The 26,219-nt window shown below is 36.1% G+C and carries 27 protein-coding genes; 15 read left to right on the top strand and 12 right to left on the bottom strand.

Annotated features, from left to right (window positions below):
• Window positions 1-412, bottom strand: a 412-nt coding sequence (locus tag RRY75_RS09960; RefSeq protein ID WP_332716562.1) for a cation transporter, incomplete at its 3' end; no start/stop codon positions are given.
• A 182-nt stretch (window positions 413-594) separates the two neighbouring features.
• Here RRY75_RS09960 and RRY75_RS09955 point away from each other — a divergent pair.
• The 8 genes from RRY75_RS09955 to RRY75_RS09920 all read left to right on the top strand — a co-directional run bounded on the left by RRY75_RS09955 (window position 595) and on the right by RRY75_RS09920 (window position 7,621).
• Window positions 595-1,884: a M18 family aminopeptidase gene (locus RRY75_RS09955; protein ID WP_332493379.1), complete on the top strand. Its 1,290-nt coding sequence runs from the start codon at window positions 595-597 to the stop codon at window positions 1,882-1,884.
• A 154-nt stretch (window positions 1,885-2,038) separates the two neighbouring features.
• Entirely contained in the window at window positions 2,039-2,428 is a 390-nt protein-coding gene (locus RRY75_RS09950; protein WP_332527676.1) for a hypothetical protein, read from the top strand.
• Window positions 2,429-2,452: 24 nt separating this feature from the next.
• The gene (locus RRY75_RS09945) at window positions 2,453-3,034 is read left to right on the top strand and encodes a thymidine kinase (protein WP_332493377.1); all 582 of its coding nucleotides are present in this window, start codon (window positions 2,453-2,455) and stop codon (window positions 3,032-3,034) included.
• Between the two features lie 137 nt (window positions 3,035-3,171).
• Window positions 3,172-4,203, top strand: a complete 1,032-nt coding sequence (locus RRY75_RS09940) for an L-threonylcarbamoyladenylate synthase (protein WP_332493376.1) — start codon at window positions 3,172-3,174, stop codon at window positions 4,201-4,203.
• A 72-nt stretch (window positions 4,204-4,275) separates the two neighbouring features.
• Window positions 4,276-4,704 carry a ribose 5-phosphate isomerase B gene (rpiB, locus tag RRY75_RS09935; protein WP_332493375.1) on the top strand — a complete coding sequence of 143 codons (429 nt, stop codon included), beginning with the start codon at window positions 4,276-4,278 and terminating at the stop codon, window positions 4,702-4,704.
• Between the two features lie 24 nt (window positions 4,705-4,728).
• Complete coding sequence (gene upp, locus RRY75_RS09930) at window positions 4,729-5,358, top strand: uracil phosphoribosyltransferase (protein WP_332493374.1); 630 nt, start codon at window positions 4,729-4,731, stop codon at window positions 5,356-5,358.
• A 106-nt stretch (window positions 5,359-5,464) separates the two neighbouring features.
• A complete protein-coding gene (locus tag RRY75_RS09925; protein ID WP_332493373.1) occupies window positions 5,465-6,517 on the top strand; it encodes a glycosyltransferase family 4 protein in 1,053 nt (350 codons plus the stop codon).
• A 123-nt stretch (window positions 6,518-6,640) separates the two neighbouring features.
• Complete coding sequence (locus RRY75_RS09920; protein ID WP_332527678.1) at window positions 6,641-7,621, top strand: zinc dependent phospholipase C family protein; 981 nt, start codon at window positions 6,641-6,643, stop codon at window positions 7,619-7,621.
• 88 nt (window positions 7,622-7,709) lie between these two features.
• Here RRY75_RS09920 and RRY75_RS09915 read toward each other — a convergent pair whose 3' ends face one another.
• Window positions 7,710-9,194, bottom strand: a complete 1,485-nt coding sequence (locus tag RRY75_RS09915) for a GTP pyrophosphokinase (RefSeq protein ID WP_332493371.1) — start codon at window positions 9,192-9,194, stop codon at window positions 7,710-7,712.
• A gap of 260 nt (window positions 9,195-9,454) precedes the next feature.
• Between RRY75_RS09915 and RRY75_RS09910 the strand changes: the two genes are divergently transcribed.
• Window positions 9,455-11,488 (top strand): sensor histidine kinase, encoded by a 2,034-nt coding sequence (locus RRY75_RS09910; RefSeq protein WP_332493370.1) that lies wholly within the window; start codon window positions 9,455-9,457, stop codon window positions 11,486-11,488.
• A 43-nt stretch (window positions 11,489-11,531) separates the two neighbouring features.
• On the opposite strand, the gene RRY75_RS09905 is transcribed toward RRY75_RS09910, so the two are convergent.
• Window positions 11,532-11,795, bottom strand: a complete 264-nt coding sequence (locus tag RRY75_RS09905) for an AbrB/MazE/SpoVT family DNA-binding domain-containing protein (RefSeq protein ID WP_332493369.1) — start codon at window positions 11,793-11,795, stop codon at window positions 11,532-11,534.
• A 369-nt stretch (window positions 11,796-12,164) separates the two neighbouring features.
• Between RRY75_RS09905 and RRY75_RS09900 the strand changes: the two genes are divergently transcribed.
• The 4 genes from RRY75_RS09900 to RRY75_RS09885 all read left to right on the top strand — a co-directional run bounded on the left by RRY75_RS09900 (window position 12,165) and on the right by RRY75_RS09885 (window position 14,716).
• The gene (locus tag RRY75_RS09900; protein ID WP_332493368.1) at window positions 12,165-12,746 is read left to right on the top strand and encodes a nucleoside recognition domain-containing protein; all 582 of its coding nucleotides are present in this window, start codon (window positions 12,165-12,167) and stop codon (window positions 12,744-12,746) included.
• The gene (locus RRY75_RS09895) at window positions 12,746-13,279 is read left to right on the top strand and encodes a spore maturation protein (protein WP_332493367.1); all 534 of its coding nucleotides are present in this window, start codon (window positions 12,746-12,748) and stop codon (window positions 13,277-13,279) included. Before RRY75_RS09900 ends, RRY75_RS09895 begins: the two co-directional genes overlap by 1 nt.
• A gap of 65 nt (window positions 13,280-13,344) precedes the next feature.
• The gene (locus RRY75_RS09890; RefSeq protein WP_332493366.1) at window positions 13,345-14,385 is read left to right on the top strand and encodes a hypothetical protein; all 1,041 of its coding nucleotides are present in this window, start codon (window positions 13,345-13,347) and stop codon (window positions 14,383-14,385) included.
• 85 nt (window positions 14,386-14,470) lie between these two features.
• Window positions 14,471-14,716 carry a hypothetical protein gene (locus RRY75_RS09885; protein WP_332493365.1) on the top strand — a complete coding sequence of 82 codons (246 nt, stop codon included), beginning with the start codon at window positions 14,471-14,473 and terminating at the stop codon, window positions 14,714-14,716.
• 47 nt (window positions 14,717-14,763) lie between these two features.
• Here the strand turns inward: RRY75_RS09885 and RRY75_RS09880 are convergent, their stop codons facing one another.
• The 5 genes from RRY75_RS09880 to RRY75_RS09860 all read right to left on the bottom strand — a co-directional run bounded on the left by RRY75_RS09880 (window position 14,764) and on the right by RRY75_RS09860 (window position 21,012).
• The gene (locus RRY75_RS09880) at window positions 14,764-15,795 is read right to left on the bottom strand and encodes an LCP family protein (RefSeq protein ID WP_332493364.1); all 1,032 of its coding nucleotides are present in this window, start codon (window positions 15,793-15,795) and stop codon (window positions 14,764-14,766) included.
• A 196-nt stretch (window positions 15,796-15,991) separates the two neighbouring features.
• Window positions 15,992-17,338, bottom strand: a complete 1,347-nt coding sequence (locus tag RRY75_RS09875) for a rhamnulokinase (RefSeq protein WP_332527679.1) — start codon at window positions 17,336-17,338, stop codon at window positions 15,992-15,994.
• Window positions 17,339-17,347: 9 nt separating this feature from the next.
• Complete coding sequence (locus RRY75_RS09870; RefSeq protein ID WP_332493362.1) at window positions 17,348-19,144, bottom strand: L-fucose isomerase; 1,797 nt, start codon at window positions 19,142-19,144, stop codon at window positions 17,348-17,350.
• 113 nt (window positions 19,145-19,257) lie between these two features.
• Window positions 19,258-19,932, bottom strand: a complete 675-nt coding sequence (locus tag RRY75_RS09865) for a class II aldolase/adducin family protein (RefSeq protein ID WP_332493361.1) — start codon at window positions 19,930-19,932, stop codon at window positions 19,258-19,260.
• 306 nt (window positions 19,933-20,238) lie between these two features.
• Window positions 20,239-21,012 (bottom strand): DeoR/GlpR family DNA-binding transcription regulator, encoded by a 774-nt coding sequence (locus RRY75_RS09860; RefSeq protein WP_332493360.1) that lies wholly within the window; start codon window positions 21,010-21,012, stop codon window positions 20,239-20,241.
• A gap of 351 nt (window positions 21,013-21,363) precedes the next feature.
• Here RRY75_RS09860 and RRY75_RS09855 point away from each other — a divergent pair, with 351 nt between their 5' ends.
• Window positions 21,364-21,705, top strand: a complete 342-nt coding sequence (locus RRY75_RS09855) for a hypothetical protein (RefSeq protein ID WP_332527680.1) — start codon at window positions 21,364-21,366, stop codon at window positions 21,703-21,705.
• Window positions 21,706-21,813: 108 nt separating this feature from the next.
• Here the strand turns inward: RRY75_RS09855 and RRY75_RS09850 are convergent, their stop codons facing one another.
• On the bottom strand, window positions 21,814-22,374 hold the full coding sequence (locus tag RRY75_RS09850; protein ID WP_332493358.1) for a Uma2 family endonuclease: 561 nt from the start codon (window positions 22,372-22,374) through the stop codon (window positions 21,814-21,816).
• Window positions 22,375-23,360: 986 nt separating this feature from the next.
• Here RRY75_RS09850 and RRY75_RS09845 point away from each other — a divergent pair.
• The gene (locus RRY75_RS09845; protein WP_332493357.1) at window positions 23,361-23,687 is read left to right on the top strand and encodes a hypothetical protein; all 327 of its coding nucleotides are present in this window, start codon (window positions 23,361-23,363) and stop codon (window positions 23,685-23,687) included.
• 24 nt (window positions 23,688-23,711) lie between these two features.
• On the opposite strand, the gene RRY75_RS09840 is transcribed toward RRY75_RS09845, so the two are convergent.
• The 3 genes from RRY75_RS09840 to RRY75_RS09830 form a co-directional block, all read right to left on the bottom strand.
• Window positions 23,712-24,311 (bottom strand): CPBP family intramembrane glutamic endopeptidase, encoded by a 600-nt coding sequence (locus tag RRY75_RS09840; RefSeq protein ID WP_332716548.1) that lies wholly within the window; start codon window positions 24,309-24,311, stop codon window positions 23,712-23,714.
• Between the two features lie 371 nt (window positions 24,312-24,682).
• A complete protein-coding gene (locus tag RRY75_RS09835) occupies window positions 24,683-25,837 on the bottom strand; it encodes a copper amine oxidase N-terminal domain-containing protein (RefSeq protein ID WP_332716545.1) in 1,155 nt (384 codons plus the stop codon).
• A gap of 165 nt (window positions 25,838-26,002) precedes the next feature.
• A partial coding sequence (locus RRY75_RS09830) for a hypothetical protein (RefSeq protein ID WP_332716542.1) occupies window positions 26,003-26,219 on the bottom strand: 217 nt, incomplete at its 5' end.

Below are 26,219 nucleotides of genomic sequence, written 5' to 3'. Positions count from 1 at the left end.
CACATCCACATCCTGCTTCTTTCTCTTCTTGATGGTGATGTCCACCACATCCACATTCTGCTTCTTTCTCTTCTTGATGGTGATGTCCGCCACATCCACATCCTGCTTCTTTCTCTTCTTGATGGTGATGTTCACCGCACCCACAAGTTGTTTCTGTCTCTTGGCGATATGTTGGTTGGATGCTTGGCACATCAAATGCTGTGATGACTACACCATCTTCTACACGACTAGCAATTTTTTTGATTTTTTCTTCTACAAGACTAGGGTCTTTTTCTTCTGTATGTACTTCCACTTTCTTAAGCATAAAGTTGATATACGCTTCTTTAAATAACTCATCTTTGTTCAAAGCTCTTTCTATTTTTGCTGCACAGTTCGCACAATCAATTCCCTCAATCCTAAATAAGTATTTCATACTCCGCCTCCTTTTTCATATGAATGATTGCTCATATATTATTATATTATGCATGTGTGTTTCTTTTGTCAACAGTTTTTTATACACAACTTTATCTTCACTTTCCCTGTTATTATGTGCGGCTTTTTGATAAAATACTATTAAGTCAATTTACTAAAAGCTTTATACAAAGGAGATTTATTATGTCTAATCTATTACTTGGTGGTCTGCTATCCTTTATTGATAACAGTCCTTCTATGTTTCATGCAGCAAACTCTGTCATTCAAAAACTTGAATCAGAAGGATTTTCTTATCTAGACCCAGCAACAAATTGGAACCTTCAAGAAGGTGGCAAGTACTATGTGACTTCTAATCATTCAGCCGTAATTGGCTTTGTTGTAAATAGTTGTGCCCTTGAGCATGAAGGCTTTAAAATAATAGGTGCACATACAGACGTACCAGGCTTCAAAATCAAGCCAAATCCTCAAATGAGTACAGAATCTTACGTGAAACTTAATACTGAAGTCTATGGTGGCCCTATCGTTAACACATGGCTTGACCGTCCACTTTCAGCTGCTGGTCGTGTAGCGCTTAAAGGTGCACATCCACTTCACCCTACAATTCAACTTGTAGACCTTGAAAAACCTTTACTCATTATTCCAAACTTAGCCATTCATATGAACCGTGAAGTAAATAATGGCGTAAAACTTAACCCACAAAAAGAAACCCTTCCACTTCTTACTTATATGAAAGAAAAAATCGAAGGAAACCTTATTTTAGAAGAAGTAGCAAAAAAACTAGGTGTTGGAACTTCTGATATCTTAGAAATGGACCTTTTCCTCTATCCAGCAGAAAAAGGTTGTTTAGTAGGCCTTGGTGAAGAGTTCATCTCTACTGCTAGACTAGATGACTTATCTATGGTGTATAGTGGACTCGCTGCACTCATTAACAGCAATAGTACTTCTGGTATCAATGTTCTTGCTTGTTTTGATAACGAAGAAGTAGGTAGCACATCTAAACAAGGTGCAAACTCTCCATTCCTTGGTCATACGCTTGAGCGTATTGCGCTTTGCCTTGGTAAGTCTCGTGAAGAGTACTTAAGAGCACTTGCTATGTCCTTCATCATCTCTGCTGATGTCGCACATCTTCTTCATCCAAACTACCCAGAAAAATCAGATCCAACAAACAAAGTGCTTCCAGGTAACGGCCCTGCTATCAAACTCACTGCTGGATGTAGCTATACAACAGATAGTGACTCATTTGGTGTATTTGCTTCTCTTTGTGACAACAACAACATTCCTTACCAAGTCTTTGTAAACCGTTCTGATGAACGTGGTGGGTCTACTATTGGTCCTGTTACTGCTTCTCACCTTGGCGTACGTTCTATTGACATTGGTACACCAATGCTTAGTATGCACTCTGCACGTGAACTGATGGCTACAAATGACTTTATTCACACCACTTCTGCAATGCTTGCATTCTTTAATCTATAAGATATTCCATAATTCACCACACTAAATAAGCCTTGTATTTACAAGGCTTATTTTTACCTTAATGATTTGTTAACAAATATATATATACATCGTCATAATTTAATTGTATTATAGAGAAGGCACATTTTTAGTCCACAAATTAGGAGGTACGTACATGAATAAAACACTCGTATGTATAACAATTCAACAAAATAGTAAACGACTTATCAGAAAAGGTCATGAGCTTGCCAAAGAAACTGACGGCGAACTTCATATTATACATATCAGAAAAGGTGAGACCATCTTTGAGTCTCCTGATAGTAGCTTATTATTTGAAGAATTATTTGTTTATGGTAGTGAGCTTGGAGGTCAAGTTCATTTCCTCTGTAGTACCGATATTCCCAAGACTATTCATGAATTTATCATACACAATGCAATTACACATCTTGTAATAGGAAAACCTCCTGTTTTAGCAAACAACCAAGCGATTTCTACCGTTTACGAAGCGCTTCTTAATTTGCCTGAAACAACACAAGTGTGTGTGCTAGATAGACAAGAAAATTGATTTTGTTACGAAAGGATTGTTAAGATGTATTCACATTTTATAGATGTTGGCCGCTTAGAAATGATTTGTGGCCCTATGTTTTCAGGAAAATCTGAGGAGCTTATTAGAAGGCTTAAACGTACTATTTTAGCGGGTATCCCTACTATTATCTTTACACCAAACATTGATAACCGTTACGCCGAAAACCATATTTGTTCTCATGATGGCAAGAAGTTAGAGGCGATTTCTATTTCTCATATTGAGGAAATATTAGACTATATTACAGAAGATACTAAGGTTATTGGCATTGATGAAGTGCAATTCTTAGATGGCGAAATCGTAAGCGTTATTATGAAACTTGTAAACTCAGGTATGCGTGTTGTCTGTGCAGGTCTAGACAAAGACTTTAAGGCAGAAAGCTTTGGTCAAATGCCAGAACTTTTAGCTCTTGCAGATGATGTAACAAAGCTCACAGCCATTTGTATGCGCTGTGGCCGCCCTGCTAACTTTACACAACGTCTTATTGAAGGCAAACCAGCTTCTTATAGCGACCCTATCATTTTGATTGGCGCTTCTGAGAGCTATGAAGCCAGATGCAGACTATGCTATCAAATAGACCATCTCTAAACTAACACTCTGGACGAGCTTTTGACAAAGCTCGTTCTATTTTTTACACTTTTTTATATTGTACTATTATTTTATAGAACGTTTGTGGTATACTATATAGGATAAATTTCTAAATGCAAAGTTATAGGAGTATTGTCATGCATACATTAATGATTGATGACCAAGAAAAACTTTATATGGCGGCTGATATTTTACGTGCTGGTGGTCTTGTTGCTGTTCCTACAGAAACTGTCTATGGGCTCTGCGCAAATGCTTTAGATGAGCACGCTGTTTCTAACATTTATAAAGCAAAAGGACGTCCAAGTGATAATCCTCTTATCATACATATTGCTGATTTAGAGATGCTGCAGCCACTCGTAGCCCACATTCCTGACTCAGCTTCTCTTCTTATCGAGCATTTTTGGCCTGGCCCACTAACGCTTATTTTTGAGTCCACTTCTCTTGTACCACTTAGTGTACGTGGTGGTTTATCTACCGTTGCTATTCGTTTTCCATCTCACCCTACTATGCAAGATTTAATCCGAATGACAGGTCTACCATTAGCTGCGCCTAGTGCAAATACTTCAGGCAAACCTAGTCCTACAAATGCTAAGCGTGTATTTGAAGATCTGAATGGCAAAATCGATGCAATTGTTGATGGTGGCCTCTCCACTGTAGGCGTAGAATCTACAATTGTAGATTTAACAAGCGGCACCCCTACTATATTACGACCAGGTGGGATTACCCAAGACATGTTACTGGAGGTTTTAGATACTATCATTATGGACCCTGCACTTTTAAGTGTAGATGCAACTACAAAACCAAAAGCACCAGGTATGAAATACACTCATTATGCACCTAATGCAGAAGTGATGATCTACAAAGGGGATGATGAAAAAGTTGTTGAAGCAATCAATGCTGCACTTTTACAAGATAAAGCCCATAATATATATTCGGGCGTACTTTGCGATGATGAAACAAAGTCACTTTTCCATTCGGACTTTATCATAAGCTTAGGCAGTCGTCATACACCTTGTGAGATTGCTATGCATTTATTTGAAGCTTTACGCACCTTTGATGACCTTAAAGTTCAGAAAGTCTATGCCCTAAGTTTCTCAACTGAAGGGGTAGGCAGTGCTATCATGAACCGACTTGAAAAGTCTGCTGGCCATCATATCATCTACGTATAATGCCCATATATTACACTAATGAATTCTTTCATTAATGTATATACTATAAAATAAACTAACGGAGGATTTTTTATGCTAGCAATTGCTTGTGACCATGGTGGTTATGCGTTAAAACAAGAAATCTTAGGCTATTTAGATGCACAGAATATCGCTTACAAAGATTTAGGTTGCGATTCTACTGATGCAGTGGACTATCCTGAATACGGAAGACGTGCTGCACTCGCTGTAGCAAGTGGTGAATGTGATAAAGGTATTGTAATCTGTGGAACAGGTATCGGTATCTCTATTACAGCTAACAAAGTGGCTGGTATTCGTTGTGCACTTTGTCATGACTGTTTCTCAGCTGCTGCAACGCGTGAACACAACAATGCCAATATGCTTGCATTAGGCGCTCGTGTTATCGGAGCAGGTCATGCTCTTAAAGTCGTTGAAACTTTCTTAAACACACCATTTTCAAATGACGAACGTCACATTAGACGTATCGAACAAATTGAAAAATAATATAATCTTAGGAGGCTTATTTTTATGAGTAAAGTAGTTATTATGGATCACCCATTGATTCAACACAAAGTATCACGTCTTAGATCTGTTGATACCGGTTCAAAAGAATTCCGTGAACTTGTAAGAGAAATCTCACAACTTATGTGTTTCGAAGCAACAAGAGAACTTCCTCTTGAAGATTATGAACTTGATACACCAATGGGACATGCTGTTGGCAAACGTATCGCTGGCAAAAACTTAAGTATTGTACCCATCCTTCGTGCTGGTCTTGGCATGGTAGATGGTATGCTTGACCTTGTACCAACAGCTAAAGTTGGTCACATTGGACTTTACCGTGACCCAGAAACGCTACAACCAGTAGAATACTACTGCAAACTTCCACAAGATATTACTGAAAGAGAATTCTTCGTTCTTGATCCAATGCTTGCTACAGGTGGATCAGCTGTTGCTGCAGTACAATTTATCAAAGAGAAAGGTGCTAAAAACATTAACTTCCTTTGCCTTATCGCAGCTCCAGAAGGTCTTAAAGTCCTTCAAGATGCACATCCAGATGTAACAATCTATGTAGCATGTCTTGACGAAAAACTTAATGACCACGGTTACATTGTTCCAGGTCTTGGCGATGCAGGAGATCGTTTATTTGGCACAAAATAAATATGCAAGTTTTCTTGTAAACGCTAAAAAGGGCGATTGTGGTACCACCACCTTATTAAATTTATAAGCGATCAAGAGACTTACATAATTTAAGGAGATGAACAGCATGAATTTTGCTAGTCTATATATTATGGCTTTTGTGCTCTCTTTTCTTATCGCTTTCGCTACGACGCCTATTGCAAAAAAAATTGCATTTAAGGTAGGCGCTATTGCGAAACCTAGAAAACGTGATATGCACAGTAAGCCTATCCCTAGAATGGGTGGTATTGCTATTGTAGCAGGCTTTATGATTACATTACTCATATGTATTCAATTCATTACGGTATTAGATTGGAAACAACTCTTAGGGATTACAACAGGAGCACTCATCATATTTCTCTTAGGTTTCTTTGATGATATTTACGAACTTGGTGCAAAGCTGAAGTTTCTAATTCAGATTCTAGCAGCTACACTTGTTGCCCTTTGTGGTGTAACAATACCTTTTATTTCAATACCTTTTATCGATGGATCAACTATGTTCCTTGATATGCTCTCTATTCCTCTTACCGTTATCTGGATTGTAGGTATTACAAATGCAGTTAACTTTATTGATGGACTAGACGGCCTAGCTGCTGGCGTATCCTCTATTGCATCTCTTTGTTTAATGGTTCTTTCGATTTATAGTGGTTATCCTATTGCTATTTTGCTTACAACCATTTTAGCTGGATCTTGTCTAGGCTTTTTACCTTATAACTTTAACCCTGCTTCTATCTTTATGGGAGATACAGGTTCAACCTTCTTAGGTTTTATATTAGCTGTAACGTCTATACTTGGATTACTTAAAAGCTACACGATTGTTACAATCATCGTAGCCATCTTAATCCTTGGATTACCTGTATTTGATACAGCGTTTGCAATTATTAGACGTCTGCTTGCTGGTAAGCCAATTACTGCTCCAGATAGAGGCCACTTACATCATCGTTTAGTAGATAAAGGCTATAGTCAAAAGCAAGCTGTTATTACACTTTATGCCATTAGTGGTGTATTTGGATTATCAGCAATAGCCTTAGCAAATCATGACTATAAAATCATTATTGCAATCTTTGTACTCATGGGATTATTACTTTACTTAAACATGAAGGTTATGGCAAACCATACTGACCAAGATAAGAAAAATTAATCAAAAAGATTGACAAAAAACACTACTTAATGTGGTGTTTTTTTTATAATCAAAAGTCTATCTCCCTTCACATTAAGGTGCTATAATTATCTTAACATTGCTGCATTGAAGGAGTTTACAAGTATGCCAGATACGATTACCCACTACCTGTTTGGTTTAGACCAAGCCAAAAATTCAACAGATTCTCCTGTTTATTCAATCATAAAAGATAATCGCAACCTTTATTTCATAGGTCTACAAGGTCCAGATCCTATGTACTACCATGCCCCACATAAAAAGCAAAACAACTTTGGGGTAGCTTCTTTGATGCACCAAAGTCATACAGGATACTTTTTATCCTCTGCCATATGCTTTGCTAAAAAGCATATGGCAGAACCTGAGCTATTCAGTCCTTGTATGGCCTATATCTGTGGCTTGCTTTGTCACTATGCACTAGATGTTACTTGTCATCCTTATATCTTCTACTTAGGCGGGCGCTACTCTAGCGAGGACTCAAGCACACTCAAGTATCAAGGGCTTCATAAGCGTATTGAAATGGCAATTGATACCCTTTTACTCCAAGAGAAATTTAACAGACATGCCAACAGTTTTAAGGTACATAAGCATATTTTAAAAGATGTGGCATTCCCACCTGTTATATTAGATATGTATGATGAGCTCCTCTTCTCTATTTATGCCATTCCCCATGGTAGTGGTATCATTAAAGAGTCTTATCATGATTTTAGGAACTACTTTGCCCTAACTTATGACCGTATTGGCCTCAAAAAAGGATTAGCTAGCATGGCTAGCCCTATCCTTCCTAAAAATATAGTTAGCCTTGCCAACACCTTTTCTTATCATGACTGTGTAGATGAATTCACAGACTACCTCAACACAAAAAAAACTGTATGGCTACATCCTGTAACTGGAAATGTATATACGCATAGCTTCTATGACCTTTTAAAGAATGCACACAAGCTTGCTACAAAGCTAATAGATGGTGCCTACAGCTTTATTCAGTCTGAAATTTCTCTAGAAGAATTAGAAGAGTTGCTTCCAAATGTCTCTTATCTTACTGGACTTAAGACCTCAGATACACGTCCTATGCAATACTACAAGTTTTAGAAAAATTTATGCAACGGAAAAAACAATAGCAGCATACTATTTTGAGCATTTAATATCTAAAAAACTCCTTGCATAAACAAGGAGTTTTTTATAATTTATCGATATATTTAACAATACTTTTATGAATCTCTATATTAGAGTCACTTTTTCTCACATCATCTAGAAAATCTAATACTTTAGTTGCCTCTACATCAATATCTAATACTGAAGATAAACGTAGTTCTAAAAGTTGCATGTAGATTTCTTTTTCACTCATCCAATCCTCATATGTAAAGATATTACGGCTTACTGCATCTAAAACATTGTTTAATATGCTAATCACTTGCTCAATCACGTTATTATAAAGTAATTCTACAGTATTAACACGAATAAATAAATCCGCAAAATGTTCCATCAATTCATCCATAATCCAGAGTGATTTTTCTTTAGATATTTTCTTCTCTAAGCTTCTAAGATTAATGCTGCTATAAAATCTATTTTTATAAAATTGAATGAATTTTTCCAAGTCACCTGCATTACAATCAGGCTCTATCTCAAATAAAATCCTAAAGAAAATGTTCCACTGAAACTCATCATTAAGCGTTTCTCTAATGAAGTTTACTAACTTATAGGTGAAGGCATCCTCCGCTTCACAAGGTCTCTTAAATATAATCTGAGTTGTAAAGTCTACCTCTTTGCCTTCAATCTCATTTAATCTAGAAAATACGCTAACCATTGTCTCATTGTAGAGCTTCTCATCATCACATAGTGCATCCCTAAAGACATACTTCACAATCGTATCACAAGACTTTCTAAAGTCTATTAAAATACCAATACTATTTTTAATCTTAAGTGCAAACAAATCATAAAGTACTTTGGATAGCAATTGCTCCATCTGCACCTTCCTACCAGACTTGTTTGTCGAATCGCCACGGTCAAATTGGTTGGAAATAAGTAGAAGCTGTTGATCAATAGTTGTTAAGCTATTTTTGATTGAACTCATAATATCCTTATAGAAACGATCAGCAATGATATAATTGTAGTTCTTATAAATAACCTTATGCTCTATCTCACTCCAGAATATATTAACTAATGACTTAATCTGCACTTCAAAGTTATAGCACTTATCATCAAAAAGATATTTTCCGTCTATACGGTACATCTTCATCCCATTTTTTTGACTCTTAGGTTGCTTGCTTCCAAGTTCTAAGAAAAGATTTTTATTCCCCTCTGGTGAATAGAACCCCTCATACGTCTTAGAAGACACTGTAAAGCATTTACGTATAAGCTTGTAGATTGTTGCCTCATCTCCGATAAAACGGCATTCTAGACGAATCCCTATTAAATCTGATAGACGATCAAACATAACCTCTGGTGTTTTGTACTGGGTATAGTAATCATAACGCAACATTTTTTCCTTCAAACTTTGCTTGGACTTAACTCTTGAATTAATGTTAAGATAGCCCTCATTATTGTGCTCTAGCATCTCCTCAAAGAAATTTTCTATTTCTCTACTCGCTATATCTAAATTGATTTTCATGCCCTCTAGGTTATTCAATACTTCTGTTATAAAGCCAAACATTTCAAGTTCCATGATTTCATTCCTTCCTCAACCTGTTACCTTAATAGTAACTTTTAAAATAAAATGTACTATTACTAAGTTGTTAAATTTCGTTAAAGAAGCATCTCTCTCTTAAATATTTTCTTTTTCACTTTATCATACCTATATAAAGATAATATTAATTCTAATTTCTTACCATATTTATACAAAAATTATAGAATGTTATGCCTTTTTATACTATAATGTATAAATATGGACTTTAAAAATACATTTTCTTATAATCAGGAGAACTTATGAAAAAATTAGCTTCTATTAATATAGGTATGATCATTTATGGATTTTGTCTTTTAAATTTTACTTTTTTGTTCTTTTTTGTCAATGAATCCCTAGCTTATACACTTTACTTAATTTGTATTTTACTCTTTAGTAGTCTCATACTCGCAACAAGTATCTCGAGCTTAGATGCTCATAAATCAGCTCTATTATGTACTTTAGGATGTATGAATGGTGGAAGTTTTCTATTTATGAGCTTTTGTCTCCTATTACTTAATCAGCGTTATCCTATTTATTTATCAGCGTTCACCTATACATCGTTCTTCCATACTTTCATAATCTTTACTATACTTTTTTGTATTGCAACGCTACTTGTATTCATCTATTTTGATCAACCTCATAAGCGTAAGTCTATTTGTTATACTTATTGTATTATGGTCCTTATCGTCTTTACACTTTATCAATATATTGGTTATTTTCTTGTTTCACCTATAAAAATCAATGATAAGTCTGCTTTGTATTATCCACTTCTTTCGCTTATACTATGCTCCTTAACAGCTATTTTTGCTTATCGTATTGCCAAGAAAAAGCAGCTTTTTGTTGAACCTAAAAACTTAAAAGTATTTTACTCTCTACTTGCTTTAAGTATGTCCATTATTCTAGGATTTCTTGTAAGCCTTTATGCAAAAGGACTTGCCAACTACTTCTACATGGTTATTCAACTTACACTCATTCTTATATTTTTTAGAGTTATTTCCAGTGATTCTATTATCCAATATTCAAAGGATCTTACTCAGAAGCTGGAACTGTATACTGAAAGTAGTAGTTTAATGAATCATTATTTACAACATATGACAATAGAAAGTCAGTCTATTCACAAACAATATCAATATATCGATACACTCTATTCACAAATGATGTTCTTCTATCCCAATGCTCTATTCATCATTGTAGATAAGAACGTCTACCATGCCAATGAACATGTAAGGCTTCTACTAAAATATGATCACTTACAACCTATCCTCTATACCCCTTTTGCAGGCTATCTAGCACCTGAATATAGAGATGAAGTAGAAACCCTTATTCAAGACCTTTACAAGCATGCCAAAGACTATGCAACGATCGATATTAAAATGATAACTGCTACAAACGAGTTCGTAGATGTAGAACTCTACCTAACCCTTTCTCATGCAGATGACCCACGCGCTATTATTGCCTCTGCTAAAGATATTTCCTATAAGATACAGGAGGATAAACTTAGGCAAGATATTGAACTTGAAAAAATGAAACTTGAATTTTTCTGCACCATATCTCACGAACTCAAGACGCCTGTTAACATTATTTACAGTGCAGCTCAGCTTCAAAACAACTTCATTACGCAGAAAGAATACGATAAGATTCCAACCTACAACACCATGATTAATCAAAACTGTATGCGTCTCTTACGCCTTCTAAACAACTTCTTAGATATCAATCGTATTGAAAGTCATTTTTTCAATCTCACTCCGCGTACACTTAACATCGTAGACTTAACGGAGAGCTTACTTGGTTCAACCTTGTCCTATATGGAACGTAAGCACATTACAACCTTATTTGATACAGAAGAAGAAGAGATTTTCTGTACTATAGATGCTGATCTACTTGAGCGTGCGCTCTTAAATCTCTTATCCAATGCCATTAAATATACCAAAGAAGAAGGGCATATCAACATTTTTATCTCCTTAGAAGGCCATTATGCATGTATCCACATTCAAGATAATGGTGTAGGCATACCGATTGAAAGTCAGTCACTCATCTTCGAACGGTTTACCCGTATTGAAAATGGCCTTGTTAGAAAAGCCGAAGGTGCTGGTATTGGCCTGTCCTTAGTCAAATCCTTTGTTGAACTTAACCATGGTATCATTGAAGTAAATAGCATTGTAGATCAGGGTACTGAGTTCCTTATTTACCTTCCTGTTGAAGTAAACACTGAGCGTCTCAAGTATTCTGACTACGTTCATACTATCCACTCAGAAAAAATTGATATTGAGTTTTCTGATGTCTATCTTACATAAAGGAAAAAGGGCCGCTTAAGCGGCCCTTTTCCTTTACACAACTCTATTCTACTACTTTAATACCTGCCATTTTAGCAAGATCATAAATAGTGTTTTTTGAAATTTTCTTCCCTTTGTAATCAATTAAATCTTCCATTGAACCATTGAAAATATCAGCTGGCTCATACTTTTTAAGGATGATTTTTTCATCGTCTACAAAAATCTCCAATGAATCTTTCTCATTAATGTTAAGATTCCTTCTTAATTCGATTGGTAACACAACTCGTCCCAGTTCATCAACTTTTCTAACTATGCCTGTTGATTTCACTTAAATCCTCTCCCTTATAAAAAAAAATTAGTCAACTTAAGTACATTTCTCTCATCTCTGTACTACTAAAATACCATAATTAGCAATAAAAGTCAATTATCGTTTTGTAAATTTTTATCATTTTTTTTGATTTTTTTATTAATTTACTAATATAGTATTTGTCGAATATCATATTTGTACCTATTAAAAATAGTTTTTTAAAAATATTTGTCGATTAATCTGTATTTTTCTCTTAAACGTAATTTTATCTATTCCCAGTATTACATTTTTCTTCCAGTACCTTAATTCCATTTAGTGGAAAGTTTGTTCACTGCTTTGCATATAGTAGTAGGACAAGATTATTTTTATTATGGGTTAGGAGAGACTATTATGCTTAATTATTTATGGGGGTTCATGATTATATTTTCTTTGCTTATGGGGCTGTTTAGCGGCAATATGCAAGCTTTAACTCAGTCCATGCTTGACTCTAGTCAATCTGCTGTAGAACTTTGCTTTAAAACTTGTGGCGCTCTAGCAATGTGGATGGGCATCATGCGCATTGCAGAAAATGCTCATCTTATTGATGCTCTAGCCAAACGTATGTCGCCTTTATTAAATTTCCTTTTTCCAGATGTACCTAAAGATCACCCTGCTAGAAAGTATATGGCTACCAATATTATCGCCAATTTCTTAGGCCTTGGGTGGGCAGCTACTCCCCCTGGTCTAAAAGCTATGGTTGAACTTCAAAAGTTAAATAAGGCACATCCCAAAACAGCTACCCATGCCATGTGTATGTTCCTTATTGTCAACATATCAACCATTCAGCTGGTTGCTATTAACATGGTTGCTTATAGAAGTGCCTATGGCTCTGCGAATCCAACTGAAGTAATAGGACCTTCAATTCTGGCTACTGCTGTCGCCTCTATTGCCGCCATTACATTTGCCAAACTCATGTATAGGAGGAATGACTAATGAAAGCTTTTATGTACATATCTGACTTACTTATTCCACTGGTAGCAGGCTCCATTGTCATCTATGGACTCGTTCATAAAGTAGATATCTTCCAGTCTTTTATAGATGGTGCCAAAGAAGGACTCTCGGTTGTTGTTTCCATTCTCCCTACTCTAGTTGCTCTTATGCTAGGTGTCGGTATGCTCAAAAGCTCTGGTGGACTAGATGGCATAGTACGTCTTTTAAGCCCCCTTGTAGCTGCTACTGACTTCCCCAAAGAAGTCATCCCCATTGCCCTCATGCGTACCGTGTCTTCTTCTGCTTCTACAGGACTTATCTTGGATATTTTTCAAACCTACGGACCTGACTCCTTTATTGGTCGTCTCGTATCCATTATGTTTGGGTGTACTGAAACCATCTTCTATACCATGTCTGTCTATTTTATGACTATCAAGGTAAAAAACACACGTTATACCGTCATTGGTGGACTCATTGCATCTTTTGTTGGTATTTTGTGTGCTTACTTTTTAACCTGTTATCTTTTCGGTGCTTAAACTATTTTTTTTAGATAAAAACTGATATAATAGAGCTATATTTTATACAAAGGAAGGATCCAACAATGTTTGAAAAACTTAAATCAATCTTTTCAAAACAGGACGATGTATACGAAGACGAAGTCTTATACCATAAAAACGGAAATGTAATGTACGAAGGCGCCATGAAGGGTCCTATGTTCCATGGAATGGGTAAGCTTTATGATGAATCAGGTAAACTTCTCTATGAGGGAGAATTTAAAAATGGTGAGCCCCATGGTAAAGGCAAGGCTTATTTAGATGATGAAGAAACCTATGAAGGGGATTTCTACAAAGGGGAGCAAACAGGCCAAGGCTATTATCTTTGGAACGATGGTTCTTTCCACGAAGGGGCTTTCTTAAATGGTATACGTGAAGGTAAAGGTCGCTTCCACTCTACTAATGATACCCTATTCGAAGGTACCTTTATGAATAACAAACTTCAAGGTTATGGTACCTGTACTTTCCCTAATGGGGACCATTATGAAGGGGAATTTAGAGACGGTATTGCAACAGGCCGTGGTAAACTTACCTTACAAGAGATCGGTGTTTATGAAGGGGATGTGGAAGCTGGTATTCCTCATGGCAAAGGGGGGTACACTTATGTAGATGGCACCTCTTACCGAGGGGATGTTGTCCATGGTAAGTTAACGGGGAAAGGTATGAAAACCTTCAGTAATGGTCATAAATATATTGGCCAATTTTCAAATGGGAATATGCACGGGGAAGGAACATATGAAGATGAACATGGTGTTAAATACCAAGGCATCTTTGAAGATGACTATATGGTCATGTCCACCCACGGTCATCTTCACCTTCATAATATCGGTGCTTACGAAGGTGATTTAGTAGATAATCAAGCTACGGGAAAAGGCAAAATTACTTTGCTTGATGGCAGTATCTACATAGGGGAAGTCCTACACGGGCGCATCACAGGTAAGGGTACTATGCGCTATGCTAACGGTCATATCTATACTGGTGAATTTGTAAACGGCAGAATGCATGGCAAAGGTACTTATGAAGATCAAGATGGCAATAAATACTTCGGTTTGTTTGAAGAAGACTTCATGGTTGAACGACTTGCGTAATTTTCTAAGCACCTTTTGATTGCTAGACCATATACTATTAGTGAGTGATTTTTCTCTTCTATCATAAAGTGGGAGGTGAATTTTTATGACTAATAATAATAGATGGCGCAACTACGGTCTCTGGGTTTCTGTTGCAGCATTTATTCCACTCCTTCTTTCTAGCTTTGGAATTAATATTCTTCCAAACTACCAAGAAATCGTCAACGCTCTTTTGGCAATTCTTGTAACAGCTGGTATTCTTAGCAACCCTACTACAAATGCACATTGGTTCAAGGATGACTCCACATCACAGCCTCCTAAAGACCAAGACAATTCTACAAACCAGAAATAGCTACAAAAAGGGATATCCCTGTGGATACCCCCTTTTGTAGCTATTTTCTATTCTTCTAGTACCACTGGTGCCACTACATGCTCATTAAATCGCTCGCCTATAAATGTATCAATTTGATCATAATCCATAACATAATACCATTTTTCTTCTCTAACAAACTCTCCAGGTAATGTGCTAAAGGCAATCTTATTGATATCAAAGGTATTAATATAACCTAAGTATGTAGGCATTTCCTTGAGCGTAACATCCGTTTTTATATCTGAATAAAGGATATTAATCATCTGTGGCAGTGCCTTTAAAACGTGAGGGCTCATAACCTTTTTAGCAAAAGCTTCTAAGAATAGCTGTTGGGTCTCAATACGTCCTACGTCCCCTTCTGCATACTGTTCACTATAGTCATCGTTATGTCTCCATCTTACTAAGCCTTCAGCCTGTTCCCCATTTAATACTTGCAGTCCTGGTTGCAGGTCAATATAGAGACCTTGGCTTCTATCTGTATATTTCATACGTCTTGGTACGTCTAACTCTACGCCACCAATACCATCTACAATTTTTCTAAATGCATCAATATTCACAACCGCATAGTGATCTATTTTGATTCCTAATATATCTTCTAATGCACTTACTGTGAAATATCTTATATTATCAATCCCACCATAGGCACTCATCTCTGTGATTTTACATGGGTTATATACTGGTCTATCTAATTCCTTTGCCTTTTGTATCTGATAATCACTCCACGTCACCTTTGTATCCCTTGGCACAGACACAATTTCTGTCTTTCCTGTTTCACTATTAAAGTGAACAACAAAAATAACATCTGTTCTTGTTTGGTCTTTGTCTACACCAAACACAGCGACATTAAGGTGTAGTGCCTCCTGGTCTACATCTTCATTTCGATCATATTTAGGCAATGTAGGGTCTTGATCTCTGCTTGCAACATTGATTTTATCAAAAATACTTCCCATCGTACACGCTGCAATGCCTCCTATAAGTACTACTGCAACAAAGCTCATCAACATGGTTCTTAAGAAGAACTTCATAAGCTGCTTTTTACCTGTCTTACTTACTTTTCTCATTTCGGCTATACTCCTTTTACTTCCCATCCTATTTATTATCTAAGCTATTATATCATAATCTTAAAATTATACTACACTTCTTAATATTTTTTAATAACTTAGCAATTTTATCCTTTATCTTGGTTCTATTCAAACTACACTAAAGGGTGTATTGCACTCATCTTTCTTAGTGCAATACACCCCTATTCAACTTATTTTATGATCTCGCTTGAATTTGAATTAATAGATTACCCATCGCTGAAGCTTCTGTGGTCCCCTTAATGACTTGTTTACCTGTCATTTGACTCACTACCTCACATAAGTGTTGGTCTTTTGTTCCACCACCTACCATATGAATCGTACTAATCTCTTCTTGGATTAAAACTTCAAATTGGCGCACTGTCTCTTGATACAGATTACCTAATCCATTGTATACAGCTGTTGCCACTTCACCTACACTTGTAAGCGTTACACCATACTGCTCATGACAAGCTTGAATAATCTCTTGCTCCATGTTGAGTGGTGCCATAAAGCGTTCATCTGTAATATCAATGGCATATGTATGGCTTGCTGCCTTTGCAGCTTCTATAATATCTGGATAGTCTACACTTAAGTCTCTATCATTTAGACACTTTTTAAGCTGTTGAAGAATCCAAAGCCCATTGATGTTTTTGAGTAAACGAATCTTCCCTTTAGCACTACCTTCATTAGTAAAGCCAGCAAGTCTTACCTCTTCTGCTAACTGTGGTGTACTTACTTCTAAGCCCATAAGGCACCATGTACCACATACGAGGTAAAGTTCGTTTTCCTTCTCAATCTTAGCACCTGCTACTGCAGAGGCCGTATCATGGCTCGCTACTGCAATAACTGGGATTGCTCCAAGTCCTGTTTCTTCTTGTACTTGTGGTGTAAGTGTACCCACTTGTGTACCTGGCTTAACAAGTTCACTCATCCAGTCCATAGAAAATCCTAATGTGTCAAAGATTTCTTGGCTGTACGCCTTTGTTGTAGCATCTACTAATCCGCTTGTAGATGCAATCGTTGCTTCATTATACAGTTTTCCTGTAAAGAAGTAACCTAATAAATCTGGCATAAAGAGCCATTTGCGCCCTTGTGCCTGAATCACTTTATTGTATTTTTTGTCATAGTAAAGTTGATACAGCGTATTAAAGTTTGCCTTTTGTATCCCTGTTATACTATAAAGCTTGTCTTGCGACATCACAGCTTCTACTTCTTCTATGACTTTTGCCGTCCTAGCATCTCTATAATGAATAGGTAGGTTAATCATCTGTCCATCTTCATCAATCCACGCTCCGTCTACCCCCCAGGTATCGATGCCCATAGATTGAATTTCAATATCTTCTCTTCTTGCCACTTTTTTGAGTCCTTGTTTCATCTCATGAAAGAGTCTCGGAATGTCCCAGTACATAGTCCCGTTAATTACGACTGGATCATTTGGGAAACGGTGAACTTCTTCAAGTTCTACCGTTTCTCCCTTTTGAATACCTAATATAAGTCTTCCACTTGATGCACCTAGGTCAAAGGCAATATGTACTTTATTCATAGGTACCTCCTATGCATTTTTGTAAAGTGGTCCGTAGTTTTGACACGCTCTAAAGTCAGCGCCTTCTTGATCTTTTGTACCAAATGCACTCCAAACTTTTGGTCTAAAGATTCTTTCTTCTGGTACGTTGTGCATTGCTACTGGGATTCTAAGCATTGAAGCAAGTGCAATTAAATCTGCACCAATATGCCCAAAGCTGATGGCACCATGGTTAGCAGCCCATTCGTTCATTACGCTATAAACGTCTTTGAATGCACCTTCACCTGTTAAGTTTGGTACAAACCAAGTTGTAGGCCAAGTTTGGTCTGTACGTTTGTTAAGCGTATCATGTACATCTGTTGGAAGCTCTACTGTATATCCTTCTGCGATTTGAAGAATAGGGCCTAGACCTTTTACCATAGAAATACGGCTCATTGTTACAGGCATACCACCTTCTGAAAGGAAGCATGATGAGTATCCGCCCCCTCTGAAGTACTCGCGGTTGGCTGATGGCCAAGTTGTAGCATCAAGACATGCTGCAACTTCTTCTTCTGTGATATCCCAGAATGGTTTCATTGTTGGTTCGCCTTGTGCATTTCTTTGTTTACCTGTTCCATCAAGCGTTGTAGAACCAGAGTTGATAAGGTGAATGATACCATTTGCTGCTTTACCTTCTAACTTATATCCCGTTACACGTTCTACCGCATCTGAACTCCAGTAAGTACGTACATCTGAGAAGATTTGTGATGTACCTGTAAGAAGGTGACCAAATAACATTGGTACGCCATTAAGCGCATCATTTTCTGTTGCAACTACAAAGGCTTCACGTGTGCCATTCCAGTCGAAAGATGAGTTAAGCATCGCTTCTGTAAAGTCACCGTTTGGTTTGTAATCTGTCCAGTGACGTTGTCCTTGGAAACCTGCAGCAATAGCATTGTGTCCATTAGCTTCTTCAATAAAGCCTTTTTCAGCTAATTTTTCATTGCCAACCATAAGGTCACGACAGATCAATGTCATTTTCACAACAAATTCCCAATCTGCTTCTTTGCCTGCTGCATCTTTAATAAGATGTGGTTTGTTAAGTTCAGCGCCTTCTTTACAGTTGGCTTTTACCCATGCAAGTGCTTTTTCGTATTCAGCTTGGTCGTAGATCTCATTTTCAATACGTCTCATGATTTCAATCATATCTACATATTCAGTTCTCATACCTAAGTAGTCACTGAAGAAGTGTGGATCTACGATAGACCCTGAAATACCCATAGATACACTACCGATTGATAAGTAAGATTTATTTCTCATATGTGCTACTGCAAGACCTGCTTTAGCAAAAGTTAAAATTTTAGTGGTTACATCTTGTGGAATAGATTTATCGCCTGCATCTTGAACATCTTTTCCGTAGATTGAGAATACAGGAAGGCCAGCTTGTGCATGTGCTGCTGCTGCTGAAGCAAGGTATACAGCACCTGGTCTTTCTGTTCCGTTGAAGCCCCAAATAGCTTTTACACGGTGTGGGTTAAGGTCAAGTGTCTCTGCACCATAGCACCAACATGGTGTTACAGTAATAGAAACTTCTACATTTTCTTTTTCAAATTTAGCTTCACAAGCACTTGCTTCTGCTACACCACCAATAGTTGTATCTGCGATAACACATTCTACTTTGTCACCATTTGGATGACGTAATGTACCTTCAATAAGTTCTGCTACAGCTTGAGCCATTGACATTGTTTGCTCTTCTAATGATTCTCTAACGCCTTCTCTTCTTCCATCAATTGTTGGACGAATCCCAATCTTAGGTAAGTGTCCTTTTAAACGATATGTATTTTCCATGTGCTTTCCCCCTAGATCTATGTTTTTACTATCAGTCATTTTCATTTCAGTTAGCCTTATTGTATGATCATACAAGTTATGATCCTAGTTATAAATCTATTGATTGTATCTTCTTATAATTTTGGGTGTCTACCTGGTAAGTTCATGCCTCTTCTAAGTTCTACTAAACGGTCTACTTCATTTTGTGGAAGCTCTTTTGCACCACCCATGCTTTCTGTTAAGTAAAGAAGTTGTGCGTAGAACTCTAAGCCTTCCATCTTGTGGTAAGCAGCTTCAATATCTGGACCCCAAGCTAAAGCACCGTGGTTAGCAAGTAATACTGCATCATGTGTATCTAAAAATGGTTCAACAGCATCTGGAATTTCCACTGTAGATGGCATACCGTAGCCTGCTACTGGCACATTGCCAAGGAAGATTGTTGACTCTGGCATAATTTGTTTATCAAGTGGTTTGCCACAAATAGCGAAAGCTGTAGCGTACATAGGATGTGCATGCACAACAGACTTTACATCTTCTCTAAGTTGGTAAATTCTAAGGTGCATTTTTACTTCTGAAGATGGACTGTAAGGTGCTGTTGCTTCAAGAATGTTTCCTTCTAAGTCTACTTTGCAAATCATTTCTGGTGTCATAAATCCTTTACTAATACCTGTAGGTGTGCAAAGAATTTCAGTATCACTAATTTTTACAGAGAAGTTCCCATCATTGGCAGCTACCATACCTCTTCCGTATACGCGTTTGCCAATTTCACACATTTTAACTTTGATTTCATACTCTTGTAAGTTATTCATTGATTTGCTCCTTTATTAGCTGTTTGATTATTTATTTTACGCACAACCATTTCTTTGTTTGTGTGGTTTTCTGTGGTTTTTATTTATATTGTTATCCTATCATCTAATTATCTAATACGCAATATATTTTTCTGTATTTTTAACTTTTGTTCTAACTATTATCCAAGTTACTTTATTTTTAATTACCCATTAATCCTAGTATTTACTTAACTTCCAAGTTACTCTTTGTGCAATTTATCACATGAATAAGGCAGCACGACGCTAGTACGCAGCTTATTCATCCCTACGCTTGCTTGTTACAGGCTCCTACTCAGCTACAATCAGCTTAATGTCGTATTGCTTACATAGCACTAACCATTCTTCATCTAACGCTTTGTCTGTCACAATGTAATTAATATTTTCCCAACCTACTAAACGGTGTATAGAACTTTTATCAACCTTTTGATGGTCTACTGCTAGAACAACTTCTTTTGCACATTCTATAAAACCTTGTTTGATTTCTGCTTCAAACTCACTAGATTCCATGACACCACGCTCTTTGCTTATACCTTTGCATGATAAAATAGCCTTATCTGCATAGTAGCTCAGAATATTATTTTTAGCTGTAGGCCCTACGAAAGAAATAGACTTCTCCCTATAGGTACCGCCTGTTCCAATTAAATTAATATGGCTCATTTTACTTGCTTGCATCATTGTTCCAAGTCCATTTGTAATGACTGTTAGCTTCTTATCTTCCTCGATATACTTAAGCACTTCTAAACAAGTAGTACTTGAATCCACCATTAATATTTCTCTAGCCTGAATCATGGCTGCGATAGCCTTACCTATTTTAGCTTTACCATCTAAATTTTGCTTTACACGGTCGTCAAAAGAGTATTCTTCCCCTTCTTTGTCCTCTTCCACAAGAGCGACTGCACCACCATAAGTTTTTTGAAGCAAACGCTTCTTCTCTAACTTATCTAAATCTCTTCGTACTGTTTCCTCTGTTACTTGAAACAGCTTACTCAAATCTACTACACGAACTGCCCCGTCTTCTTGTAGCTTCTCTAATATGGCTCGTTGTCTCTCTATAGCCAACATACTCAGGCTCCTTTCCCTCTCCCCCACATTTGCATACTTGTGTGGTTCTATGTTGTTTTTTGTGTCTTATTATAGCAAACATCCCACTTTATCTCTAGCATTATTTTTTCCCACACCCTCATTTTCTATTTTCTTTGGGCCTTGTTGTACTATGATCTTCAGGTACAACGCATTAAAATACTTCTATTTATTTTTTAATATTTTACATTTTTTATATATAATTCAAGGTTTTGTTGTATATTTCATAGTTATTTCAAATACTTTATATATAATCTCTTTATTTTTTATATTTTTATTGTATAATATATATACATTAATCAGCATTTAAGTTTATTCTAGGGGGAATACTTTATGAACAAGACAAAAGACTATACACTCGGCATCATCCTTGCCTGTCTACCACTCGTGGCTTACTTTTTATATGCAATCCAGACACCACTATACGCTACACTTGCTCTAGTGTTTGTCATCCTAAGCACTGTAGGGTATATCTTTTATATACAAAAAACAGCTTATGTTCATTTGAATGCACTACTTATTATTCCATTTGTACTTTGGCTTGTAACACTGAAAGATCAGTTCATTACACAGACTTCTATGAGTGGGATTATGATTGGTCTATTGGCAATTGGGCTTATGCTTTTAACTTTAGGCTGTGGTCTGTGGAAAGCTTGCGGATATAGAAATTGTTGAGAATAGGACATTGATGAAATAACAAAAGGTCTATGAAATGAGAGGTGAGAGACTCGTTTCATAGACCTTTAAATTTTGCAGTATTATACAAAAAGCAACTGTTCACAGCTAGAATATATCTTTAATATCCACTTCTAGGTCTTCAAAGATTGTTGGCTTTACAACAGTTGTATAAGCTGCTCTTTCTTCTTCAGTGAAGATTTCAAGTTCATTCTCATCTACTACAGCAACCGCTCTTTCAAGGATATATTTATGATCAACTAAAACGTATTGTTCTATCGTCTTAGAGACATAGTCTACTAACCAATACTCTTTGACCCCAAACTTCTGATAGAGTTCAAATTTTTCGATTCGATCTCGCTTAATATTCGAACGAGATATCACCTCTATTAATAGACTAGGAATGCCGTGATATCCACTTGAACTGAATTGAGCTGGGTCACATAACACACTTAAATCCGGCACAACATAGTTATTTTTTTCTGCATCTAAGAAGATTGCAATGTTATCTGTAAATACCTTACATTGTTTTCCTTTTAAGTAAGTTGCAAAAGCTAAATATAAATTTCCAATTGTCTCTCCATGCTTTGGATTTGCAATTGGAGACATTAAACATATCTTTCCATCAATTTTTTCTTCTTTATAATGTTTGTAGTCCACTGCTGGCATAATTTTTCCTCCTCATTTAATCATCTTTATTCATTATCTTGCTTATTATTATACACCAACAACCAAACTTATTAATCAAAAAATGAACTTTATTGCATTTCAACTTTAGTTCTATGGATCATAGTTTTTTGTGTCACCTTTTTCTAATGTGCCTTATTCTATCTCTTTAAGTTCATTATCTTATAAAAAATCATTTATAAAGTTATTACTTATAAGCTTATATTGAAATCTTAATACCTCAACTAAAAAATTAACCTATTCTATTCTTTTACTTTAAAGATTATTATTTATTTACTTTAACTAGTTTTTAGAACTTATTTTTGTTCATCATGTATAATTTCTGTTCATTTTTCTTGATTTCTTAGAAATTCACTTTTCTGATTTCTAAATGAAAACTTGTCGTATAAAATCGACTTTTATCATTTAGACTTCTTTTAATTTTGTGAATTCTTAACACTAGATTTCCTTTTTATTTTCCTGTATAACTATCTTATAAGTTTTATTACAGCACTTTAATATAAAAGTACAGCCTAAAAGATGATTCTAGACAAATCCTTTGACTGTACCACTAAAAATAACTTTCCTAAGTTTTAGTCCCTCCCTCTGCTAAAATGGATGAATTTATTTTTAGGCACTAACCTCTTAAGTGGTGGCAACTTTCTAGGTTAGTTACTATACTTTATGATACATTTTTTCTTAGGCCACATTCAAGTAAATAGTGTCTTAACACTTTAGTATGCGACGAAGCTCCTTAAGACGGTCAACTAACTTGGCAACCTGCCGTGATAACTATGACAATAGCGCTTTCACCTACGGAACCCCAATCTCGGTGCACCTCCCTTAAGCCTAATCTTAGCTTTCTAATAGATTAATCCTCTATGCACTACGAATGTATTCTATCCCTGTGTATCCTAAACCTTTTTGCCACAACAAAATAGGCCAACCTAAATTCTACCGATGTTTATCAGAGGGAGGGTAGATTTAGGTTGGCTTGTTTTGCTATTGGTTTAACTGTTCTATTTGAATCACATCCAGTTAGTGCAACACTACAAATCAAAGATATGACTACTTATCCATTACAGAAGAAGTCACTTCTACTCTATAGTGTATTATTCTTAATCGCCATCTTAATTGTATTTAGAGTCTTTCCTTATGTATTGGGTACCTTACTTATTACCCTAGTCCTTCTTATCATGGATGCAAAAGCAATCAAAGAGGAGACTGAAAAGGCCCGAAAAGCTACATCCAACAAATACTTCAAATTTGACGAAGAAGATGGCGTTAAAACATTTAACAAAACGAGGTGTAGATAGCTTTTTGCTACCTACACCTCATTTTTATAACAACATAAATGCATCCATTATTCTTAATATGTAATTTCCTAATCCATGTAGAATTACTGAAGGAATGATTGAACCCTTAAATAGTTTTTGACTCACATACCCAAGCATCCATCCTCCAACAAAAGGTTTCAATAGGATAAAAAACATGCCCAATAATGTAGAATTTTCTCCTATGACTCCTATATGTAAGAGTGCAAAAATTAGAGCATGTAAACTATTTGCACTTAAAAAATTCATTTTCGCACAAAGTCGTTTTAACAAAAAACCTCTTAAAAGAATTTCCTCACATAACCCATTTTGAAGGAAACATACAATCAATGCAGGAATAATTGCTTTAACACCCATTCCATAAAAAGAAGAGCCTGATGACCCATAAATAAAAATCAACATTCCCCATATAATCCAGTATGCAATCAGAGCAATTATTGTATTCTTAGTAGTTGTTCCACTTATAGGTTTTGTTAAGCCTATAAATTCACGAAAACCAACTTCTTTCTTGTGTTTAATTCTCCACCATATAAATGGAATAGCAGAGAAAACAATAATTTGCATTATCGCTCCCCTAAAAACAAATCCTATATTAGAATAATCCATTCTTTTCCTCCCGTTTTTACTTTATTTTATAAATGTATATCAAACATTATAACTCATATTTTCTAACATTTAACCTACTCCTCTCGTTTACTTATTATTACTATTATATACGATTAAAAAGATAAAAAGTTGGTAACTTAGTCAGCAAAATTTGTATTTAACAATTCTATCACACTATTCAAATATTCAAAAGTATTTTAACCCTCAAAAAACCGTAGACACTACTCATACTTGTCCCCCTTTAATTTAGGCTGTGTTAGATAATACTGAGGATATAATAAAAAAATTAGTCCCACCCCAGCGATAACGGGGTAGGGCTATTTCAAGTAAACAATAACTATTTTATATATCCAACAAGAACCATTCGTGCTTCATCTGAAAGTCCTGCTTTTCCATCCGTTATATGCATTCCCATATAAGTATGTTGTATCTTCAGGTACAGCACCTACAAAAGAACTTTCCTCCACTTCACTTAATAGAATATCGTTCTTCCAATATGTATACATTTCTCCATCATACCCTTGTCTAATATATGTATCCGCATAAGGACTCCAACGCATTTCTCCTATGAGGTTTTTAGTAACTCCCACCCCTCCCTGAGGTGTTAGTACACCTATCATGCTTTCAAATTTTTCCTCGTATAGAGGAACAGCTTCATCTTGAGGTGAAGGTTGCATCATATTATGTTCCACAAAATAAATGAAATTAGTTTCTTCTAAATTGGGAAATTCTCCAACTTCCCTAGTAACACCTCTAGCACCAAGACTTCTGTTGATAGCATTATCAAGAGGGTTTATGTTTTCTTTAATCTCTCCATTTAGTTCTTTGTACCATTTACAAATAGCTACACCGTTTTCTACTTCCATATATGCTATGCTTGTAACGTCCATATCCCCTGAAGGGTCGATTCGTATAAAGAAGTAGTCTGTTTTTGTATTCACTGGGAATATGTATTCAACAACCCTTCCACCAGTCAAAGACATATCTGTTGCTCCTACTCGTGGTAAAGCTAACTGTGCAAAGCGATAAGTTGTTAAATCTTCACTTTTTAATCCTTCTAGGGCTGTGTACGTAAGGTTGTCTTTGTTGTAGGCATTGACGTAGTTGTACTCCTTATTGTACGCCACCACCCCATCAAAGGTTTCAAAAATATTTCTTAGCGGAATGTAAGTAAGTTGAGTTCCCTCACTTGTGGTGTGCATCAGTATCTCATTAGATAGGCTAAATGGTTCACCATTTAAAAGAGCCTCTTTGTTTCCTATCCTCATTTGAAGTGAAATACTATCTTTACTGACCAAGATACTTTTATTTTGGGAGTCATAATTCACCTTTGCTCCTAACTCTTCACCTACTATTCTGAGTGGAACATATGTTGTATCATTTTTCAGCACAATTTCAGCATCATATCTTTTTTCTCCATTAATGAAAAACTTAGTACTTTCATCATTAGCAAAAATCACACTTGAAGCACTAGCCCAAACACTTAATCCGATTACTACAAACTTAAAAAAAGCCTTTTTTTTCATGATTTCCTCCAATTATAAATTATCTTTTCAAAACCAAGATTAGGATTTTTTGCACAATTAATTAAATCCTTAGTTAATTCAGGTACATCATCTCTTGTCATAGCTTCGTCAATATCTATCCATAATACTTCGCTATTTTCATTCTTATCTTCAGAATAAAGATGTTTAATCCCTTAATTTTTTTATGTCTTCTAGTGGAAGTCCTAGCTTCCTAGCAATGACTTCATCTTCTAAAATATCTAACAGGGCTTTTGCAGCTTCTAATTTACCTTCTAGTTTTCCTTCCAGTTTTCCCATTTCCCTTGCTTGGTTCTTTTCTTCTTGAAAGGTCTTTGTAATGTTTGCAGTCATTCTATCCACCTCTTCTTTATTTGCATCTAAT

The organism is Niameybacter sp. (assembly GCF_036655075.1).
GTDB lineage: Bacteria > Bacillota > Clostridia > Lachnospirales > Cellulosilyticaceae > Holtiella.
The sequence above is the reverse complement of the archived record's forward strand: the minus strand, read 5'-3'. Positions and strand labels throughout refer to the sequence as shown.

Excerpts from the sequence above, each read along its gene's own strand:
- RRY75_RS09855 (WP_332527680.1), top strand. The coding sequence starts at position 21,364 with ATGAACAAGACAAAAGACTATACACTCGGCATCATCCTTGCCTGTCTA.
- RRY75_RS09835 (WP_332716545.1), bottom strand. The coding sequence starts at position 25,837 with ATGAAAAAAAAGGCTTTTTTTAAGTTTGTAGTAATCGGATTAAGTGTT.
- RRY75_RS09945 (WP_332493377.1), top strand. The coding sequence starts at position 2,453 with ATGTATTCACATTTTATAGATGTTGGCCGCTTAGAAATGATTTGTGGC.
- RRY75_RS09885 (WP_332493365.1), top strand. The coding sequence starts at position 14,471 with ATGACTAATAATAATAGATGGCGCAACTACGGTCTCTGGGTTTCTGTT.
- RRY75_RS09920 (WP_332527678.1), top strand. The coding sequence starts at position 6,641 with ATGCCAGATACGATTACCCACTACCTGTTTGGTTTAGACCAAGCCAAA.
- RRY75_RS09910 (WP_332493370.1), top strand. The coding sequence starts at position 9,455 with ATGAAAAAATTAGCTTCTATTAATATAGGTATGATCATTTATGGATTT.
- RRY75_RS09900 (WP_332493368.1), top strand. The coding sequence starts at position 12,165 with ATGCTTAATTATTTATGGGGGTTCATGATTATATTTTCTTTGCTTATG.
- RRY75_RS09955 (WP_332493379.1), top strand. The coding sequence starts at position 595 with ATGTCTAATCTATTACTTGGTGGTCTGCTATCCTTTATTGATAACAGT.
- RRY75_RS09860 (WP_332493360.1), bottom strand. The coding sequence starts at position 21,012 with ATGTTGGCTATAGAGAGACAACGAGCCATATTAGAGAAGCTACAAGAA.
- RRY75_RS09870 (WP_332493362.1), bottom strand. The coding sequence starts at position 19,144 with ATGGAAAATACATATCGTTTAAAAGGACACTTACCTAAGATTGGGATT.
- upp (WP_332493374.1), top strand. The coding sequence starts at position 4,729 with ATGAGTAAAGTAGTTATTATGGATCACCCATTGATTCAACACAAAGTA.
- RRY75_RS09895 (WP_332493367.1), top strand. The coding sequence starts at position 12,746 with ATGAAAGCTTTTATGTACATATCTGACTTACTTATTCCACTGGTAGCA.
- RRY75_RS09915 (WP_332493371.1), bottom strand. The coding sequence starts at position 9,194 with ATGGAACTTGAAATGTTTGGCTTTATAACAGAAGTATTGAATAACCTA.
- RRY75_RS09950 (WP_332527676.1), top strand. The coding sequence starts at position 2,039 with ATGAATAAAACACTCGTATGTATAACAATTCAACAAAATAGTAAACGA.
- RRY75_RS09865 (WP_332493361.1), bottom strand. The coding sequence starts at position 19,932 with ATGAATAACTTACAAGAGTATGAAATCAAAGTTAAAATGTGTGAAATT.
- RRY75_RS09850 (WP_332493358.1), bottom strand. The coding sequence starts at position 22,374 with ATGCCAGCAGTGGACTACAAACATTATAAAGAAGAAAAAATTGATGGA.
- RRY75_RS09880 (WP_332493364.1), bottom strand. The coding sequence starts at position 15,795 with ATGAGAAAAGTAAGTAAGACAGGTAAAAAGCAGCTTATGAAGTTCTTC.
- RRY75_RS09840 (WP_332716548.1), bottom strand. The coding sequence starts at position 24,311 with ATGGATTATTCTAATATAGGATTTGTTTTTAGGGGAGCGATAATGCAA.
- RRY75_RS09875 (WP_332527679.1), bottom strand. The coding sequence starts at position 17,338 with ATGAATAAAGTACATATTGCCTTTGACCTAGGTGCATCAAGTGGAAGA.
- RRY75_RS09940 (WP_332493376.1), top strand. The coding sequence starts at position 3,172 with ATGCATACATTAATGATTGATGACCAAGAAAAACTTTATATGGCGGCT.
- RRY75_RS09890 (WP_332493366.1), top strand. The coding sequence starts at position 13,345 with ATGTTTGAAAAACTTAAATCAATCTTTTCAAAACAGGACGATGTATAC.
- RRY75_RS09925 (WP_332493373.1), top strand. The coding sequence starts at position 5,465 with ATGAATTTTGCTAGTCTATATATTATGGCTTTTGTGCTCTCTTTTCTT.
- rpiB (WP_332493375.1), top strand. The coding sequence starts at position 4,276 with ATGCTAGCAATTGCTTGTGACCATGGTGGTTATGCGTTAAAACAAGAA.